The organism is Rhodovulum sp. P5, from assembly GCF_002079305.1.
In the GTDB taxonomy this organism is placed as follows: Bacteria; Pseudomonadota; Alphaproteobacteria; order Rhodobacterales; family Rhodobacteraceae; genus Rhodovulum.
The window spans coordinates 3,096,184-3,113,037 of the sequence record NZ_CP015039.1 but is presented as its reverse complement, the minus strand read 5'-3'; the positions used below and the strand labels follow the sequence as shown (position 1 = coordinate 3,113,037).

Below are 16,854 nucleotides of genomic sequence, written 5' to 3'. Positions count from 1 at the left end.
TCACGGACGGGGCTGTTTATCAGGGTCGAAACGCGATCAGGCGAGCGCGGCCTTGGCCTTTTCCACGATAGCACCGAAGGCTTCGGGCTCGTTCACGGCCAGATCGGCCAGAACCTTGCGGTCCACCTCGATCCCGGCGGTGTTCAGACCGTTGATGAAGCGCGAATAGGTCAGTGCCTCATCATGGGCCCGCACGGCGGCGTTGATCCGCTGGATCCAGAGCGCGCGGAAATTCCGCTTGCGCTGCTTGCGGTCGCGGGTCGCGTACTGGTTGGCCTTGTCGACAGCCTGCGTGGCAGTCTTGAAGGCGTTCTTGCGACGGCCGTAGTAGCCTTTGGCAGCCTTGATGACCTTCTTGTGACGGGCGTGAGTGGTGGTTCCACCTTTGACTCGGGACATTTCTCAGGCCTCCTCAGCGCGAATAGGGCATGTACGACTTGGCCAGCTTCTCGTCCGGGGCCGAGAGCGTGGTCGTGCCGCGTGCGGTACGGATGAACTTGGTGGTCCGCTTGATCATGCCGTGGCGCTTGCCGGCCTGGGCCGCCTTGACCCGGCCTTTCGCCGTCACCTTGAAGCGCTTCTTGGCGCTCGACTTTGTCTTCATCTTGGGCATTTCCGTCTCCTCTTGCGGGCGGTTAACACGCGACTCGGCATGCCACGGGGGCCGGTCGCGCCGAACGAAGCCCCGCCTATAAGCGCCAAGCGCGATATGGGCAAGGGCTTTTGACGCACCAAGGTTGCGCTCGCGGGCAGTCTAGGCCAGCGGGAACAGCCCTACGCCTTTGGGTTAGGTGTCGCGACGCCGGGCGATCAGGCCGAGCGCAGCAAATGCTCCGCCGAATAGCAACGCCGTCGCAGGCAAGGGGACAGGCGCCACTTGGACACCGTCAACCAAAAACCGGTCGAACGAGACGGTCACGACAACGCTGTCATAGCTGTGCCGACCTGCAGCGTTGGACCACGCGCTTGCCGATCCCGTCGACGTATAGCCAGCGGGTGAAAAGATCAGTTCAGCATCCGAAAAGCTATAGTCAAACGTGTCGAGTTCCCCGGACAGCACGGGATTTCCCGCACAGGCAAAGAGCATTTGCCCCGAGCATCCCAAGACAAAGATCTCGTTTCCACGTTCCAGAAACTCGGCCGCCCCGGTTGGCGAAAAGAGTTCCGCCCATGTCCAGTTTGCTATGATCTGAGAAAAGAAAAGCGGATCATCATAGAACAGAGGGTCATCGTAAAACAGCGGATCGTCATAGAACAACGGGTCGTCATAAGAGAGCGGGTTATCGAAGGTCTGCCCACCATAGGCGGTGGTCGAGAAACCAGTGAATTCCACGCTGACGTGACCCTCGACCGAGACCGAGGCCGCTGAAAGGGACGTTGCCGCAAGTCCGAGAGACAGGGCGAGCAAAGGCGATGCAACTTTCATGGGATGCTCCAGAAAACCTATAAAACAGATTCACTATTTCGTCCCATCACGAGTCATGTAAGGCGACAAGTTGACCGACGCCGCACCGCCCCAAACCTGAAGGAGATGGGACGGTACGGCGTGACACGCGGGTTCAACCCGGCGGCGCGGCGTCGTTCTATTGGCGCGCGCTATTCCGGCTCCACGTTGAAGATCAGCCGTTCCTCGCACGGGGCGACGCGCAGGATGTTCGTCGTGCCCGGCATGTTGAAGGGCAGGCCCGCGACCACGATGATCTGATCCTCGCCCTCGCCATAGCCGCCCGCACGGGCCGCGCGCGCCGCGCTGACCACCGCCATCTTGAAGCGTTCCACCGTCTCATTGAAGTAGCAGTTGATCCCCCAGCTCAGCGACAACCGCCGTCCCGTCGCCGTCGAGGGCGTCAAGGCAATGATCGGGACCCGAGGCCGTTCGCGGGCCGTCTTCAGGGCGGTCGTGCCGGATTCGGTGAAACAGCAGATTGCCTTGATATCGGCGGTCTCGGCAATCTCGCGGGCCGCCGACACGATCCCGTCTGCCACGGTGGACCGGTTGGCATGGCGACTGGCGTCCAGAATGGCGCGATAGGTCGGGTCGCTTTCGACCTCCACCGCGACATTGTTCATGGTCGTCACGGCCTCAAGCGGGTACTGGCCCGCCGCGGACTCCGCCGACAGCATCACCGCATCGGCCCCTTCGTAGATCGCGGTTGCCACGTCTGACACTTCTGCCCGGGTGGGCATCGGGCTTTCGATCATGCTTTCCAGCATCTGGGTCGCCACGATGACCGGCTTGGCCGCTGCACGGCAAGCACGAACCAGACGTTTTTGAATTGGTGGAACAGCCTGCACTGGCAGTTCGACCCCCAGATCGCCGCGGGCGACCATGATACCGTCAGACACCGCGAGGATATCGTCGAAGCATTGCACCGCCGCGGGCTTCTCGATCTTCGACAGGATCGCGGCACGGTCGCCCACAAGCGCGCGCGCCTCGGTCACATCCTCGGGCCGCTGCACGAAGGACAGCGCCAGCCAGTCCACGCCAAGCTCCAGAACGAAATCCAGATCGCGCCGGTCCTTTTCCGACAACGCGGCGACGGGCAGCACCACATCGGGGACGTTCACGCCCTTGCGGTTCGAGATCGTACCGCCAACCACAACCTCGCAATTGGCAAAGTCCGGACCGCAATCCTTGACCTTCAGCCGCAGCTTGCCGTCATTGACCAGCAGCGTGGAACCGGGCTCCAGTGCCTCGAAGATTTCCTTGTGGGGCAGTTGCACCCGGTGCGTCTCTCCCGGCGTGGGATCAAGGTCGAACCGGAAGTCCTGCCCATCCTCAAGCTCGGCGGCACCGTTCGCGAAGGTCCCGCATCGCAGTTTCGGCCCCTGCAAGTCGGCAAGGATCGCGATCGGGCGACCGGTGTCCTGCTCGATCTTCCGGATGATGGCATGGCGGCGGGCGATCTCCTCATGCGCACCATGGCTCATGTTCAGCCTGAAGACATCGGCCCCCGCCTCGAACAGGGCCCGGATCATGTCGTAGTCGTCAGAGGCCGGCCCGAGGGTGGCCACGATTTTCAGATTGCGAAGACGTCTCATCCTGTCCCATCTGTTGCTTCGACCGCGCGGTATGCGGTTGCACACATTCGTCTAGGGCGCAAGTCCGCCCAAAGGCAATTGGCCCTTGTGCCGCGGCCGTTCTTGGGGCCATGTGACCCAGAAAGATGACATGGCGATGACTTATCAGGCATACACAACCGTCGAAAAGGGGCGCACGGCGCGCTGGCTGGTCACCTGCGACCATGCCACGAATACCGTGCCGGACAGCGTAAATGGCGGCAGTTTGGGGCTGACGCCAGAGGATATGGCCCGGCATATCGCCTATGACCCCGGCGCGGCGGGGGTCGCTGCGCGACTTGCCGAAAAGTTGAACGGGCCGTTCGTCCACACGAACTTTTCCCGCCTCGTCATCGACCCGAATCGTGGCGAAGACGACCCGACGCTGGTGATGCGGCTATACGACGGGTCAGTGATTCCGGCCAACCGTGACGTCGACGAGGCCGAAGTCGAACGGCGCTTGAACGCCTTCTGGCGCCTCTATCATGGCGAGGTCGCCCGGCTGGTGGCCCGACGGCCCGATACGGTGTACCTCGCGATCCACAGCTTTGCACCGCGCCTGCGCGGCCGCGACAACCGGCCCTGGCAGATCGGTATCCTGCATGGCGCCGATGATCGGCTTGCCCGCCCCCTGATCGATCGCCTGAACCAGGAGCCCGATCTTTTCGTCGGCGAAAACGAACCCTATGGCGGCCATCTGGAAGGGGACGCCGTCGACCGGCACGCCATCGCCAACAGCCTGCCGAACGTGCTGATCGAGTTGCGCAACGACGTGATCGCCACGGAGGAAGACCAGATCGCCTGGGCCGACCGGCTTGCCCCCATCATGGAGGAAGCGCTGGTCGAAGCGGGCCTGTAAAGGGAGGGGAAAGACCATGGACGACCAGACACGAACCGAGATCGAGGCGGCCGCCTTTCGCCGGTTACAGCAGCACCTGATGGAAGACCGGCGCGACGTGCAGAACATCGACATGATGAACCTTGCCGGGTTTTGCCGAAACTGCCTGTCCCGCTGGATGCAGGAAGCCGCGGCAGAGCGCGGGGTCGAGATGACCCAGGCCGAGGCGCGGCAGGCGTTCTACGGGATGCCGTATGACGAGTGGAAGGCGACGTACCAGACCGAAGCGACGGCCGCACAACAGGATGCCTTCCAGACGGCCTATGCCGAGAATGTCGGCAAGGACAGCGGCTGAGCCCACCAGCGACAGGATTAGACAGGGACATTTCCTGTCACGGGCGCTATCACGACGACAGTCCTGACAGCAATTTATCCCATTCCGGAAAGCGGCATGAAAGCGCCCGCGCCTACAATCGTGCAATTCACCCCCAAGATCGTCTCGGTCATGGCGGAGGGCTATGGCCTGCGCGCCTTCCGCGCCGACCTGATCGCCGGCCTGACCGTCGCCGTGGTCGCGCTGCCCCTGTCACTGGCCATCGCGATTGCCTCTGGCGTGCCGCCGGACCGTGGGTTGGTGACCGCCATTATCGGCGGGTTCCTCGTGTCGCTTCTGGGCGGCAGCCGGTACCAGATCGGCGGTCCGGCGGGGGCCTTTATCGTTCTGGTTCTGGCCACGGTGCAGCGGCACGGGCTGGACGGTCTGGCGCTCGCGACATTCCTTTCGGGGATATTTCTGGCCGCGGCGGGCGCGCTGCGGCTGGGCAGTTTCGTCAAGTTCATTCCCTACCCGGTCACGGTGGGCTTTACCGCCGGGATCGGCGTCATCATCCTTGTCAGCCAGATGCGGCCGTTCCTAGGGCTCACGCTGGACGGGCCGGAACCGGGCCCCTTTCTGGAAAAGCTGCCGGTCCTATGGGATGCGCTGCCGACCTTCAGCCTCCTGAACGTCGCGATGGGTGTCGGCGCGTTCGCGTTCATCAGCGTCCAGCGCCGGATGGCCCCGCGCTTTCCCGGGATGCTGGCGGCCATCGCGCTGGCCGGCTTTACGGTCTGGCTGATGAAACTGCCCGTGCCGACCATCGGCAGCGCCTATGGCGGGCTCTCCTCCAGCCTGCCCGCACCGCACCTGCCAGACCTGTCTTGGGGAAAGGTGCAGGCCGTGCTGCCCGACGCGCTGGCTTTCACCCTGCTGGGGGCCATCGAGTCGCTTTTGTCCGCCGTGGTCGCGGACTCGATGACCGGGCGGCGCCATCGCTCAAACGCCGAACTGGTCGGGCAAGGTGTGGCCAACATGGCCACGGCCTGTTTCGGCGGCTTCTGCGTCACCGGCACCATCGCGCGAACGGCAACCAATGTCCGCTCCGGCGCGCATGGCCCCGTGGCGGGCATGATCCATGCGCTTGCCCTTCTGGCGATGGTCCTGCTGTTGGCCCCGCTGGCAAGCGCCATCCCGCTGGCCGCGCTTGCTGGCGTCCTCGTCTCGGTCGCATGGCACATGATCGACCTCAAGGCGATCCGCACCCTGCTGCGCACGGCACGGGCAGAGGCGGTGGTGCTGCTGGCAACGCTCGCCATGACCGTTCTTCGCGACCTGACAGAGGCCATCGTCACCGGCCTTGCCCTTGGCGCGCTGGTCTTCATGCACCGCATGGCGCAGATGAGCGGCGTGGACACGATGCTGGATGAAGCCGATACCGTTTCCCGGCCCGAAGACCGCGGGGAAACCCGCGAAACGGTGGTGCTGCGGCTGACAGGGGCCTATTTCTTCGGCTCCGCCCCGGTGATCGAAAGTGTTCTGGACCAGATCGTCGCGCGCCCCCGCCATCTGATCCTCGATCTGGCCGATGTGCCCCTTCTGGACATGACCGGCGCGCACAGCCTGACCGGATTCATCCGAAAGGCGCAGGATCAGGGCATGCAGGTCACTCTGGCCGCGCCGCGCCCCCAACACATGGAGATGCTGAAAGCGGCGGGCCTGCCGGATACGACAGCACGGGCACCAGACGTCGCGACCGCGCGCAAGCGCGCGGTCTGACCCGTCTCAGATGGCGGCCTTGACGCTTTCGTCGATGTAAAGTTCACGCAGCCGTCGCGCCACGGGGCCCGGCGTGCCATCGCCCAGCGACACCCCATCGACCGAGACCACCGGCATCACGAAGGTCGACGCCGAGGTGATGAACGCCTCGTCCGCCTGCTTGGCCTCCTCCAGGGTGAAGGGGCGTTCCTCTACCTCCATCTGCGCCTCGCGCGCGAATTTCAGGACGGCGGCACGGGTGATCCCGTGCAGGATCTCGGTACCGAGGCTTCGGGTGATGATCTTGCCGCCCTTCACGATATAGGCGTTGTTCGAGGTGCCTTCGGTCACGAAACCGTCCTCGACCATCCACGCATCGTCGGCGCCGGCCTTCTTGGCCATCATCTTGCACATCGACGGGTACAGCAGTTGCACCGTCTTGATGTCGCGCCGTCCCCAACGGATATCGTCGATGGAGATGACCGAGAGCCCCTTCTCCGCGGCCGGGCTTTCGATCAGGGCCTTGGATTGCGTGAACAGCACAAGGGTTGGCGGGGTCGCTTCGGGGTCGGGGAACACGAAGTCACGGTCGGCCGGCGCGCCGCGGGTGATCTGTAGATAGATCATCCCCTCGGTCACCTCGTTGCGGACGATCAATTCGCGATGGATATCCAGCAGTTCTTCCACCGTCACCGGGGCGGGCATGTCCAACTCGCCCAGCGACCGTTCCAGCCGCCTTGCGTGACCGTGGAAATCGACCAACTTGCCGCCCAGAACGCTCGTCACCTCATAAACGCCATCGGCAAACAGGAAACCGCGGTCGAAGATCGAGACCTTGGCCTCTTCCTCGGGCATGTAGACCCCGTTGACATAGACGGTCCGGCTCATCGCGGTATTTCCTTCCTTACTGTCGGCCCCGGCTAAGGAGGCCACCCGTTAACTGATCAGATCAGCCCCATAAGAACGGGCTCGGCGGGTGCGCACCCGCGGCGTCGTACTTCAGCGGCACCGGCCGGTCTTCGGCCAGAAGCAGCGGGCCGTCAAGGTCCACCACCGCCGCGCCCTGCGCCACCACGACCGCGGGTGCCATGGCAAGGCTCGACCCCACCATGCAGCCGACCATGATGCCGAACCCCTGTTTCCTGGCCTCGGCCCGCAGCGCCATCGCCTCTGTCAGGCCGCCGGTCTTGTCGAGCTTGATGTTGACGACGTCGTACTTGCCCTTCAGCGCCGGCAGGCTTGCCCGGTCATGGCAGGACTCATCTGCACAGACCGGCACCGGGCGTTCGATTTCGGCCAGCATGTCATCGGCATCGGCCGGCAGGGGCTGTTCCACCAGTTCGACGCCCAGCCGGACCAGATGGGGGGCAAGGTCGGCGTAGACCTCGGCGCTCCACCCCTCGTTGGCGTCCACGATGATCCGGGCCTTGGGGGCGCCTTCGCGCACGGCCTCCAGCCGCGGCATGTCGGCCTCGGTGCCCAGCTTGATCTTCAGCAGCGGTCGGTGGGCATTCTTGGCCGCGGCAGCGCGCATGTTCTCGGGCGTGTCCAGCGACAGCGTATAGGCCGTCACGACCGGCTTTGGCGTGGGCAGGCCCAGCAATTGCCAGACCCGTTTGTCCGCCCGCTTGGCCGACAGGTCCCAAAGCGCGCAATCCACGGCATTTCGGGCGGCCCCGGCAGGCAGCAACTCCTGAAGGTTCTGGCGGTTGACGCTATCGGGCAAGCCCTCGATCAGCGCGGCCACGCTTTCCGGCGTTTCGCCATAGCGGGCATAGGGCACACATTCGCCCCATGCCGTGGCACCATTGGCGGAAACACGGACCGTCAGCACCACCGCCTCGCTTCTGGAGCCGCGAGAGATGGTGAACGGTTCGGCGAACTGGAACGTATCTTTGGTGACTGCAATCTTCATGCGGGCACCCTACAGCGCCACGAGCGCATCCACCAGACGTCCCGCGCCCTGCCGAAACGGATCCACCGTCGGCAGTCCCATCCGGTCCTCGATCTCGGCCATGCAGGCCAGGGCCGCAGCCTCATCCAGCGCAGCGGTGTTGACGGAAACCCCCACCACCTGAACGTCGGGGTTGGCAAAGCGGGCCAGTGTCAGCGACACGTCGCGCACCGCTTCAAGGCTCGGCAGGCCATAGTCCGGCAGCCCCCGCATATGCGGACGCGTGGGTTCGTGGCTGAGGATCAGAGCGTCAGGTTGCCCCCCGTGGATCAGCGCAAGGGTGACCCCGGAATAGGAGACGTGGAAAAGGCTCCCCTGCCCCTCGATGATATCCCAATGGTCGGGGTCGTTGTCGGGCGTCAGCCATTCGATCGCCCCGGCCATGAAATCGGCCACTACGGCGTCCAGTGGCACGCCATCCCCGGTGATCAGGATGCCGGTCTGCCCCGTCGCCCGGAAGGTCGATTTCAGCCCGCGCGCCTTCATGTCCCGATCCAGCGCCAGCGCGGTGTACATCTTGCCCACCGAGCAGTCCGTGCCCACGGCCAAGCACCGCTTCCCCCTGCGCCGCTTTCCGTTCGCGATGGGATAGGCCACCTCGGGCACCCTGACGTCGTGCAGGGCGCGGCCCGTCGCCTTGGCCACGGCAGCAAGGTCGGGTTCATTGCGCAACAGGTTGTGCAGACCGCTGGCAAGGTCGAACCCTTCCTCAAGCGCGGCAACCAGCACCTTTTTCCAAGCGGGCGAGATCACCCCGCCGCGATTGGCAACGCCCACAACAAGCGTCTTTGCACCTGCGGCACGCGCCTCTGCCAGATCCATGTCCGGAAGCCGAAGATCGGCCTTGCAGCCCTCCATCCGGTATTGGCCCACGGCATTGTCCGGCCGCCAATCCCGGATACCCTGCGCCACCTTTGACGATAGCTGGTCCGGCGCGTCCCCGAGAAACAGCAGATACGGCGTTTCGATCATCCAACGGCTCCCTCATTTGTTGGCGGGAAACCTAGCATCGGGGCGGGAAATGTTCTGCCGATCTGGCATCCCGCGGGGGGCGGCCGGGCAAGATCGTTCGAATTTCGCACGCCGCTGATGAAGAAACATGCGCCCGCGCTGCAGCGCGGCGAAATCGCTTGCGGAAGGGCGCGCAACATTCTATCACGCAGACCGATTCAAACGACACATCCTTGCCGAAAGGGTCTTCCATGTCCTTCCGTATCCAGCCCACGCCGGTCTCTCGTCCCAACCGCTGCCAATTGTTCGGCCCGGGGTCGCGCCCCGCGATCTTCGAGAAGATGGCGGCCAGCGCCGCGGACGTGATCAACCTCGATCTTGAGGATTCGGTGGCCCCCGACGACAAGGATGCGGCGCGGGTGAATATCATCCAGGCCATTGGCGATATCGACTGGGGCGGCAAGCATCTGAGCGTCCGCATCAACGGGCTGGATACCCCCTACTGGTATCGCGATGTGGTGGACCTGCTGGAAAACGCGTCGGACCGGCTGGATCAGATCATGATCCCCAAGGTGGGCTGTGCCGCCGACATCTATGCCGTCGACGCACTGGTCACCGCGGTCGAACGCGCCAAGGGCCGGACCAAGCCCATCGCGTTCGAAGTGATCATCGAATCCGCCGCTGGCATCGCCCATGTCGAAGAAATCGCGGCGGCCAGCCCGCGCCTGCAGGCGATGAGCCTTGGCGCCGCCGATTTCGCAGCCTCGATGGGCATGGCCACCACGGGCATCGGCGGGACGCAGGAAAACTACTACATGATCCGCGAAGGGGCGAAATACTGGTCCGACCCGTGGCATTGGGCGCAAACCGCCATCGTCGCCGCCTGCCGCACCCACGGCGTGCTGCCGGTCGACGGCCCGTTCGGCGACTTCTCGGATGACGAAGGGTTCCGCGCGCAGGCGCTGCGCTCTGCCACGCTGGGCATGGTCGGCAAATGGGCGATCCACCCCAAGCAGGTGGCGCTGGCCAACGAGGTGTTCACGCCGTCCGAAGAAGCCGTGGCCGAGGCGCGCGAGATCCTCGCCGCGATGGAAAAGGCCAAGGCCGAGGGCGCAGGCGCAACCGTCTACAAGGGCCGTCTGGTCGACATCGCCTCGATCAAGCAGGCCGAGGTGATCGTGAAACAGTCCGAGATGATCGGCGCTGCGTGACCCGCTTGACAGCGCGGGGTCGCAGGCGCAGACCAATCTTGCACTGCTAGGTTGGTCGGCGCCTCATGTCTGGATTGTTTCGGTTCATCCCGCCCCGCGTCTTTCAGGTCTTATTGATAGCGATTGGCGTTTTATGGCTGCTCCCCGGCGGCACGCTTCTAACGCCAGCCTGGCCGCTACGGCTTGTGGGCGTTCTGGTGTTCGCGGCTGGACTGGCACTGATGCTATGGGCCCACCACCCGTTTATCCGCAACGGGTGCGAAATCAATCCCTACAAGGCGCCACGCAACCTGATGACCACCGGCGCCTTCGCCCATTCGCGCAACCCTATGTATCTTGCTTTCATAGTCATGCTGGCCGGGATTTCGCTCTTCGCAAATGATTGGGGTGCGTTGCTGACCCCCGCGGTCTTCTTTGCGATTGCCAACGGGTACTTCATCCGGATGGAGGAGGAGCGGGCCGAAGACACCTTCGGAGCCGACTATTTGGCGTATAAAGGTCGCGTCCGGCGCTGGCTGTAGCGCTAATGCGCCCCAGCTGGGCGGAATGGTATCCGGCCGGTGCGTCTCGTTCTGGTCCCCGCTTCTATCGCCCGGATACCCCAGCGAACGGGCTTTCGTCCGGCAAAAGCCCCCCGCAAACCCGTCCTCAATTTGCCTGCCCCCCTGCACGTCCTCGCGCGGATTGCTATTGTCCGTCGCGAGAAACAAGTCACAGGCGGCCGACTCCGCGCCGCCGTAGGGAGAGGCAATGACCGAAACCAGCATCCGAACCACCAACGGCCGCGGGCGGCTTTTTGACAGTGTCCTCGACACCATCGGCGACACGCCCGCGATCCGCATCAACAATCTTGGGCCCAATGGCGTGACGATCTACGTCAAGGCCGAGGCGTTCAACCCGGGGGCTTCGGTCAAGGACCGGCTGGCCGTCAACATCATCGAGGCGGCAGAGCGGAGCGGGGATCTGAAACCCGGCCAGACCGTTGTGGAAGCGACCAGCGGCAATACCGGTATAGGGCTGGCCATGGTTTGCGCGCAAAAGGGGTATCCGCTGGTCATCACCATGGCCGAAAGCTTCTCGGTCGAGCGGCGGAAACTGATGCGGATGCTGGGTGCCAAGGTGGTGCTGACGCCAAAGGCGGACAAGGCGATGGGCATGGTGAAGAAAGCCAAGGAACTGGCCGAGGCGAATGGATGGTTCCTGGCCCATCAGTTCGAGACGTCCGCCAATGCCGATATCCACGAGACGACCACCGCCCGCGAGATCCTGTCCGATTTCGACGGCCAAAGGCTGGACTACGTCGTTACCGGCTACGGCACGGGGGGAACGGTCACGGGGATCGCCCGCGCCCTGCGCCAGAACAGGCCCGAGACGAAGATCATCCTCAGCGAGCCGGCCAATGCGCAACTGGTCGCCAGCGGCCATGCACAGGGGCGGACGGCCGAGGGTGAACCGGACGAAAGCCACCCGGCCTTCCAACCGCACCCGATCCAGGGCTGGACACCGGATTTCATTCCGCTGGTCCTGCAGGAAACGCTCGACAAAGGCTTCTATGATGAATTGATCCCTGTCGCGGGTCCCGACGGGATCAAGGCCGCGCAGGATCTGGCCTGCAAGGAGGGCATCCTGACAGGTATCTCCGGCGGGTCGAGCTTTGCCGTCGCACTCGCCGTGGCGGAGAAGGCCGAACCGGGCGCAGTCATCCTGTGCATGCTGCCCGACACCGGGGAGCGGTACCTCTCGACGCCGCTGTTCGACGACATCGCTGCCGACATGGACGCCGACGAACAGGCCATCGCAGCCTCCACGCCGGGGTTCCGTCTGGGTTAGACCAGCGGTACGCAGATCTCCGTCACTTGCTCCTCTGCCGCCACGGTCGGGAACATGCTGCGGTAGATTTCGAAGGTCGGGCCACGGGGCATTGCCTTGTGGCCCGGTAGCCAGTCCCCGAACAGCCAGCCCCACGCGGCGGCAAGCCCGGAATAGGGGCCGCGATACCGCAGCACGGCACAGCGCCCGCCGGCCAGTTTCACACATTCGAATCCCCAAGGCACAGCCGCACCATCGGGAAGCACGCAACAGGCATGGCTGCGCAGCTCCCGCGCTGCGACCCGGGCGGGATCGTCATGGTAGACCCCGACCCAGGGCCATGCACGATCAACCAGCCCCGCCGCCTCAAGGCGCAGGCCAAGCTTTCGAAAGGTCGGCCCGATTGCCGTATAGGGTCCGAGGTGGGGAAGACCGTGAACGGTCATGGCAGGCAGCTCCCGAACCTCGACAGAAAACATTCAAACCCCTCGACCAAACACGCCGCACCGACCATAGCCCTCCGCGTCCTTGCGTCCAGTTGGTACGCTGTTGCAAATGGCACCCGGCGCCGTCATATACGCGCGGATGAGAGCGGGAGGCCGTCCATGAACTACCTCGAATTCGAAAAGCCCCTGGCCGAGATCGAAGGCAAGGCCGAAGAGTTGCGGGCACTGGCCCGCGCCAACGAGGAAATGGATGTCGAGCAGGAAGCCGCGGCCCTAGACCGCAAGGCCGCCAGCCTTCTGCAGGAACTCTACAAGACCCTGACACCATGGCGGAAATGTCAGGTCGCACGGCACCCCGACCGTCCCCACTGCAAGGACTATATCGAGGCGCTGTTCACCGAATACACGCCGCTGGCCGGGGACCGCAATTTTGCCGAGGACAGCGCGGTGATGGGCGGGATCGCCCGGTTCGACGACAAGCCGGTGGTGGTTCTGGGCCACGAGAAGGGGTTCGACACCAAGACGCGGCTGGAGCGCAACTTCGGCATGGCCCGCCCCGAAGGATACCGCAAGGCCGTGCGGCTGATGGATCTTGCCGACCGGTTCAAGCTGCCGGTGATAACGCTGGTCGACACGCCCGGCGCCTATCCCGGCAAGGGCGCCGAGGAACGCGGCCAGTCCGAGGCGATCGCCCGGTCGACGGAGAAATGCCTTCAGATCGGTGTGCCGCTGATCAGCGTGATCATCGGCGAGGGCGGATCGGGCGGGGCGGTGGCCTTTGCCACGGCAAACCGGGTCGCGATGCTGGAACATTCAGTCTATTCGGTGATCTCGCCCGAGGGCTGCGCCTCGATCCTGTGGAAGGATGCCGAGAAGATGCGCGAGGCCGCCGAAGCCTTGCGGCTGACCGCGCAGGACCTGCACCGGTTGGGCGTGATCGACCGGATCATTCCGGAACCGCTTGGCGGGGCCCAGCGCGGGCGCGAGGAAGCCATCGAGTCCGTCGGCAAGCACATCAAGGCGATGCTGGATGACCTCGGCGCCTTTGACCGGGACAAGCTGATTGCAGACCGCCGGAAAAAGTTCCTGAAGATGGGGTCGCGCGGGCTAGCCGCGTAAGGCGCGCAAGGTCGCTGGCCCCATGCTGAGCGGCCTGTTGGCCCCCTAACCTTGTGTGAAACCCGCCTCCGCCATCAGGCGGTTCGACGCGCCTTCCACCCTGCTTTCCAGTTCCTGCATGAACTCGTCGACGGGCTTGCCAGACGGGATCGGGGACAAGAACTCGACCACGGCCGTTCCCGGCTTGCGATAGATACCGGTCCGGGGCCAGAACACACCGACATTCGTGGCCGCCGGCACGCATTCATGCCCGAACTGCCGGTAGAGCACACCTGTCCCGATCTTGTACGGCCGAACCACGCCGGGCGCGACCCGGGTGCCTTGGGGATAGATGACAAGCTGGCCCGGCTCCTGCTGCCCCTCGGCCACCCGCCGAACCATCTCTTGAATCGCCTGCCCGCGCTTGCCGCGGTCGACCGGCACGCTGCCGATCCGCAGGGCGTACCAGCCGAGAATGGGCGCCCATTTCAGCGACTTCTTCATGATGAAGCGCGGGCGCGGCGTGGCGCTGGCCAGCATGATGATGTCGAAGAAGGACTGGTGCTTGGAGGCGATCATCACTTCGCCTGTCGGTGGCGTTCCCCGCACCTCGGACTTCAGACCGATCATCCACCCCGCCGTCCAACGCACCCAGAAGCAATAGTGATGGACTGCGCGATACGCCCATGCCCGCGAGACCGCCGCCAGCGGCGTATAGAGCAGCGCGACGACCGGCATCATCAGATACATCTGCGTCACGAAAACCAGTGAGCGCAGGTATTGAACCGCGTATCGCATTCAGGTGATCCCCCTTAGTACCCGCATCGCCGTCCACCGGGTTGCAAGAAACGCAACCATGGCGGCGAAGGGAACCAACCCCAACGGCAACAACCACTCCACCCCGTTGAAGCCGAGGCCGGTCAGAAACCCGCCGGCCCCATCCGTACCGGGCATCAGGGCAACCGCCCCGATCCCCGCCAGCGTCCCGAGTGCCGCCCCCTCTATCGCCCGCCGGGTGAAACGGCGCACGAAGGCCCGCGCGATGAACGTGTCCTCGGCCCCGATCAGCCGCAGTACCTCGATCACACGGGCATTGGCCGACAGCGCCGCCTGTGCCGACAGCGCGATCATCGCCGCCATGGCCGCCCCGATCAGAGCGGCCGACAGCACGCCCAGAAGCCGCATCCGGTCCGCCGCTTGGACAAGCGGGCGGCGCCAGCGCGCATGATCGTCCAGCACCGCGCCCGGTGCCTCCCCTGCCAGCCGCAGGCGCAGCGCAGCGGCATCGAAGCCTTCGCCCGTCTCGGTCAGTTCCACAAGCCGGGGCAACGGCAATGTCTCCACCGGCAGGTCGGGGCCAAACCACGGTGCCAGCAGGTCTCGCTGTTCCTCGTCCGAAATCAGCCGGGAGGACGCCACACCGGGCGTCGTCTTCAGAACGTCCAGCACCGCCTGCGTCTGCGCCTCGACCTGTCCGGCGGGGGCCGAGATCCGAATTGTGGCCGTCCGCGCCAGCGCATCCGACCAACGCTCCGCCAACCGCCCGGAGGCCAGCGTCAGGGCAAGCGCAAAGACCGCCAGAAAGGCCATGGCCGCCGAGGTAAAGACGGTCAGGCGGGCCGTGAAATCGTTTCTGGGCACGATGCGACCGACCCGGGGATCGCCGGCAAGCTTGTGAATGTCGCGGATGACCTGCATCACAAATCAACCCCTGCCTGCTGCACCTTCCGGTCCTTGATCCGAAGCACGCGGGCGGCAACCTGCGCCTTCGCGGCCCGGATCAGGTTCAGATCATGGGTCGCGATCAGGATGGTCTTGCCCAACCGGTTCAGTTCCACCAGCAAGCGCAAAATCCGCAGCGACATCTCCCAATCCACGTTCCCCGTGGGCTCATCGGCAAGTATCACATCGGGTGCCATGATGACCGCCCGCGCCAGCGCGGCGCGCTGACGCTCGCCCCCCGAAAGCTCTGGGGGCAATGCCTCGGCCCGGGACTTCAGCCCGACCCAGACCAGAAGTTCCTGCAGGTTGGCGGCCTCGGCATCGGGGTCGCGGCCCGCGGCCAGAAGCGGCAGCCCCAGATTTTCGATCAGCGGCAGGTGATCCAGAAACTGGCATTCCTGATGGACGACGCCGATCCGCCGGCGCGTCAGGGCAACGTCGTTCCGGTCCATACCCCGCACGGATGCGTCAAAAAGTCGCACATCGCCTTCGCGCGGGGTAAGCTCTGCGTAGCAGATTTTCAGGAAGGTGGTCTTGCCTGCGCCGGACGGGCCGGTCAGGAAATGAAACGCCCCCGGTGCCAGGCGCAGAGAAATGCCCGAAAGGAGTTCGCCGCCGCCATAGCTGTGGGACACGTTCTCGAACTCGATCATGCCCGTCTCCACCCCGCTGGACCATGGGTATGCCCGAGGCGCGTGCCGCGTTCAATTGCCCAAGGCGTCAAAGGCTTTGAATTTTCTAGGTCAGTGATACAACATGAACAAAATGACAAGCAGGGTCGAAGCCCCGGAACGGGGCGCAACAGGCAACAACATGCGACTGATTTGCCCAGAGTGCAGCGCCGAGTATGAGGTGGACCCTGCGGTCATCCCTGATGAGGGCCGCGACGTCCAGTGCTCGAACTGCGGACATCTTTGGTTCGTCGGCCCGGAAGGGGACACCGCCCAGCCGGTTGCGCCGCTGGCCGACGCCCCCAGCCCTGCCCCCCAGCCTGCCGTCCCGGCGGCGCAAGAAGCCGTTCCTCCGGCTCGGGAAACGGTCCAGACAACGCAGACCCGTTCGGTGGAACCGCCTGTGCCACCCGAGCCATCGCGGCGGGAAATCGACCAGTCCGTTCTGGGAATCCTGCGCGAGGAGGCAGAGCGCGAACGGCGCGCCCGCAAGCAGGAGGCGACCACCGAAACCTTCGCGGAACAGGCGGAACTCGGCCTCGACAGCGCACCGCAAAAACCCGCTCCCAGAACGGATATGCCCGACAGCGGGACAGGATGGAACGCGCAGGTGGATGCGCCCCCCGTGCCACCTTCCCAGTCGAAACGGGAGCGGCTGCCGGACATCGACCAGATCAACTCGACCCTCAGTGCCAGTTCCGATCGCGTGACCGACATGGCCGCGTGGAAACGGGAGAGGGATAGCAGACGCAGCAGTTTCCGCAGCGGCTTTCTTGGCGTGGTTGCGATTGCCGCCATGGTGATCGCGGTTTATGCCCTCGCCCCGCAGATCGCCGGCCTGCACCCGATGCTGGAGCCGCCGATGACGGCCTATGTCTCGGTCATCGACGGCGCGCGGGCCTGGATCAACGAGACCGTTCCGGCCCTAGTCGCACGCCTTGTCGACCAATTGCCCGCGACAACCGGCAACTGACACAAACAATGGCGCGTGCATCCAAAGGCACGCGCCCGCATTTTGTT

19 protein-coding genes and 1 pseudogene are annotated in these 16,854 nt (G+C 64.6%); 9 read left to right on the top strand and 11 right to left on the bottom strand.

What is annotated here, in order from left to right; translation table 11 throughout:
* Nucleotides 1-36: 36 nt before the first annotated feature.
* The 4 genes from rplT to pyk form a co-directional block, all read right to left on the bottom strand.
* On the bottom strand, nucleotides 37-399 hold the full coding sequence (gene rplT / locus RGUI_RS14900) for a 50S ribosomal protein L20 (RefSeq protein ID WP_081534395.1): 363 nt from the start codon (nucleotides 397-399) through the stop codon (nucleotides 37-39).
* A gap of 13 nt (nucleotides 400-412) precedes the next feature.
* Complete coding sequence (rpmI, locus tag RGUI_RS14895) at nucleotides 413-613, bottom strand: 50S ribosomal protein L35 (protein WP_081534392.1); 201 nt, start codon at nucleotides 611-613, stop codon at nucleotides 413-415.
* A gap of 174 nt (nucleotides 614-787) precedes the next feature.
* On the bottom strand, nucleotides 788-1,426 hold the full coding sequence (locus RGUI_RS14890) for a VPLPA-CTERM sorting domain-containing protein (protein ID WP_156882979.1): 639 nt from the start codon (nucleotides 1,424-1,426) through the stop codon (nucleotides 788-790).
* 170 nt (nucleotides 1,427-1,596) lie between these two features.
* Complete coding sequence (gene pyk / locus RGUI_RS14885) at nucleotides 1,597-3,042, bottom strand: pyruvate kinase (RefSeq protein WP_081534387.1); 1,446 nt, start codon at nucleotides 3,040-3,042, stop codon at nucleotides 1,597-1,599.
* A gap of 136 nt (nucleotides 3,043-3,178) precedes the next feature.
* On the opposite strand from pyk, the gene RGUI_RS14880 reads away from it, so the two are divergent.
* From RGUI_RS14880 to RGUI_RS14870, 3 genes are all read left to right on the top strand, one after another.
* On the top strand, nucleotides 3,179-3,919 hold the full coding sequence (locus RGUI_RS14880) for an N-formylglutamate amidohydrolase (protein WP_081536112.1): 741 nt from the start codon (nucleotides 3,179-3,181) through the stop codon (nucleotides 3,917-3,919).
* Between the two features lie 16 nt (nucleotides 3,920-3,935).
* Nucleotides 3,936-4,253 carry a DUF1244 domain-containing protein gene (locus RGUI_RS14875; protein WP_081534384.1) on the top strand — a complete coding sequence of 106 codons (318 nt, stop codon included), beginning with the start codon at nucleotides 3,936-3,938 and terminating at the stop codon, nucleotides 4,251-4,253.
* Between the two features lie 96 nt (nucleotides 4,254-4,349).
* On the top strand, nucleotides 4,350-5,993 hold the full coding sequence (locus tag RGUI_RS14870; protein ID WP_081534381.1) for a SulP family inorganic anion transporter: 1,644 nt from the start codon (nucleotides 4,350-4,352) through the stop codon (nucleotides 5,991-5,993).
* 6 nt (nucleotides 5,994-5,999) lie between these two features.
* Here RGUI_RS14870 and RGUI_RS14865 read toward each other — a convergent pair whose 3' ends face one another.
* The 3 genes from RGUI_RS14865 to dgcN form a co-directional block, all read right to left on the bottom strand.
* A complete protein-coding gene (locus tag RGUI_RS14865) occupies nucleotides 6,000-6,860 on the bottom strand; it encodes a D-amino-acid transaminase (protein ID WP_081534378.1) in 861 nt (286 codons plus the stop codon).
* A gap of 61 nt (nucleotides 6,861-6,921) precedes the next feature.
* Entirely contained in the window at nucleotides 6,922-7,887 is a 966-nt protein-coding gene (dgcA, locus tag RGUI_RS14860) for an N-acetyl-D-Glu racemase DgcA (protein ID WP_081534375.1), read from the bottom strand.
* A gap of 9 nt (nucleotides 7,888-7,896) precedes the next feature.
* The gene (dgcN, locus tag RGUI_RS14855; protein ID WP_081534372.1) at nucleotides 7,897-8,898 is read right to left on the bottom strand and encodes an N-acetyltransferase DgcN; all 1,002 of its coding nucleotides are present in this window, start codon (nucleotides 8,896-8,898) and stop codon (nucleotides 7,897-7,899) included.
* A gap of 230 nt (nucleotides 8,899-9,128) precedes the next feature.
* Here dgcN and RGUI_RS14850 point away from each other — a divergent pair, with 230 nt between their 5' ends.
* The 3 genes from RGUI_RS14850 to cysK all read left to right on the top strand — a co-directional run bounded on the left by RGUI_RS14850 (nucleotide 9,129) and on the right by cysK (nucleotide 11,918).
* Nucleotides 9,129-10,088 carry an L-malyl-CoA/beta-methylmalyl-CoA lyase gene (locus RGUI_RS14850; RefSeq protein ID WP_081534370.1) on the top strand — a complete coding sequence of 320 codons (960 nt, stop codon included), beginning with the start codon at nucleotides 9,129-9,131 and terminating at the stop codon, nucleotides 10,086-10,088.
* Between the two features lie 65 nt (nucleotides 10,089-10,153).
* Nucleotides 10,154-10,609, top strand: coding sequence for an isoprenylcysteine carboxylmethyltransferase family protein (locus RGUI_RS14845; protein ID WP_081534368.1), 456 nt, complete (start codon nucleotides 10,154-10,156; stop codon nucleotides 10,607-10,609).
* Between the two features lie 229 nt (nucleotides 10,610-10,838).
* Nucleotides 10,839-11,918, top strand: coding sequence for a cysteine synthase A (gene cysK, locus RGUI_RS14840; protein ID WP_081534365.1), 1,080 nt, complete (start codon nucleotides 10,839-10,841; stop codon nucleotides 11,916-11,918).
* Here the strand turns inward: cysK and RGUI_RS14835 are convergent.
* Nucleotides 11,915-12,376 carry a GyrI-like domain-containing protein gene (locus RGUI_RS14835; RefSeq protein WP_081534362.1) on the bottom strand — a complete coding sequence of 154 codons (462 nt, stop codon included), beginning with the start codon at nucleotides 12,374-12,376 and terminating at the stop codon, nucleotides 11,915-11,917. The two genes, cysK and RGUI_RS14835, sit on opposite strands and share 4 nt — an antisense overlap.
* A 126-nt stretch (nucleotides 12,377-12,502) precedes the next feature.
* Here RGUI_RS14835 and RGUI_RS14830 point away from each other — a divergent pair, with 126 nt between their 5' ends.
* Nucleotides 12,503-13,462: an acetyl-CoA carboxylase carboxyltransferase subunit alpha gene (locus RGUI_RS14830; protein ID WP_081534359.1), complete on the top strand. Its 960-nt coding sequence runs from the start codon at nucleotides 12,503-12,505 to the stop codon at nucleotides 13,460-13,462.
* 45 nt (nucleotides 13,463-13,507) lie between these two features.
* On the opposite strand, the gene RGUI_RS14825 is transcribed toward RGUI_RS14830, so the two are convergent.
* Genes RGUI_RS14825 through RGUI_RS14815 form a run of 3 tightly spaced genes read right to left on the bottom strand, consistent with a single transcriptional unit; the run spans nucleotide 13,508 to nucleotide 15,816 of the window.
* Entirely contained in the window at nucleotides 13,508-14,239 is a 732-nt protein-coding gene (locus RGUI_RS14825) for a 1-acyl-sn-glycerol-3-phosphate acyltransferase (RefSeq protein ID WP_081534356.1), read from the bottom strand.
* Complete coding sequence (locus RGUI_RS14820) at nucleotides 14,240-15,139, bottom strand: ABC transporter permease (RefSeq protein WP_156882978.1); 900 nt, start codon at nucleotides 15,137-15,139, stop codon at nucleotides 14,240-14,242.
* On the bottom strand, nucleotides 15,139-15,816 hold the full coding sequence (locus RGUI_RS14815; RefSeq protein ID WP_081534350.1) for a cell division ATP-binding protein FtsE: 678 nt from the start codon (nucleotides 15,814-15,816) through the stop codon (nucleotides 15,139-15,141). The genes RGUI_RS14820 and RGUI_RS14815 overlap by 1 nt, the downstream gene beginning before the upstream one ends.
* 103 nt (nucleotides 15,817-15,919) lie before the next feature.
* Here RGUI_RS14815 and RGUI_RS22540 point away from each other — a divergent pair.
* Both RGUI_RS22540 and RGUI_RS22200 read left to right on the top strand, forming a co-directional pair.
* Nucleotides 15,920-16,072: pseudogene (locus RGUI_RS22540) on the top strand (zinc-ribbon domain-containing protein); the annotation flags it as partial.
* Nucleotides 16,073-16,237: 165 nt separating this feature from the next.
* Nucleotides 16,238-16,807 carry a hypothetical protein gene (locus RGUI_RS22200; RefSeq protein WP_253798460.1) on the top strand — a complete coding sequence of 190 codons (570 nt, stop codon included), beginning with the start codon at nucleotides 16,238-16,240 and terminating at the stop codon, nucleotides 16,805-16,807.
* Nucleotides 16,808-16,854 lie beyond the last annotated feature (47 nt).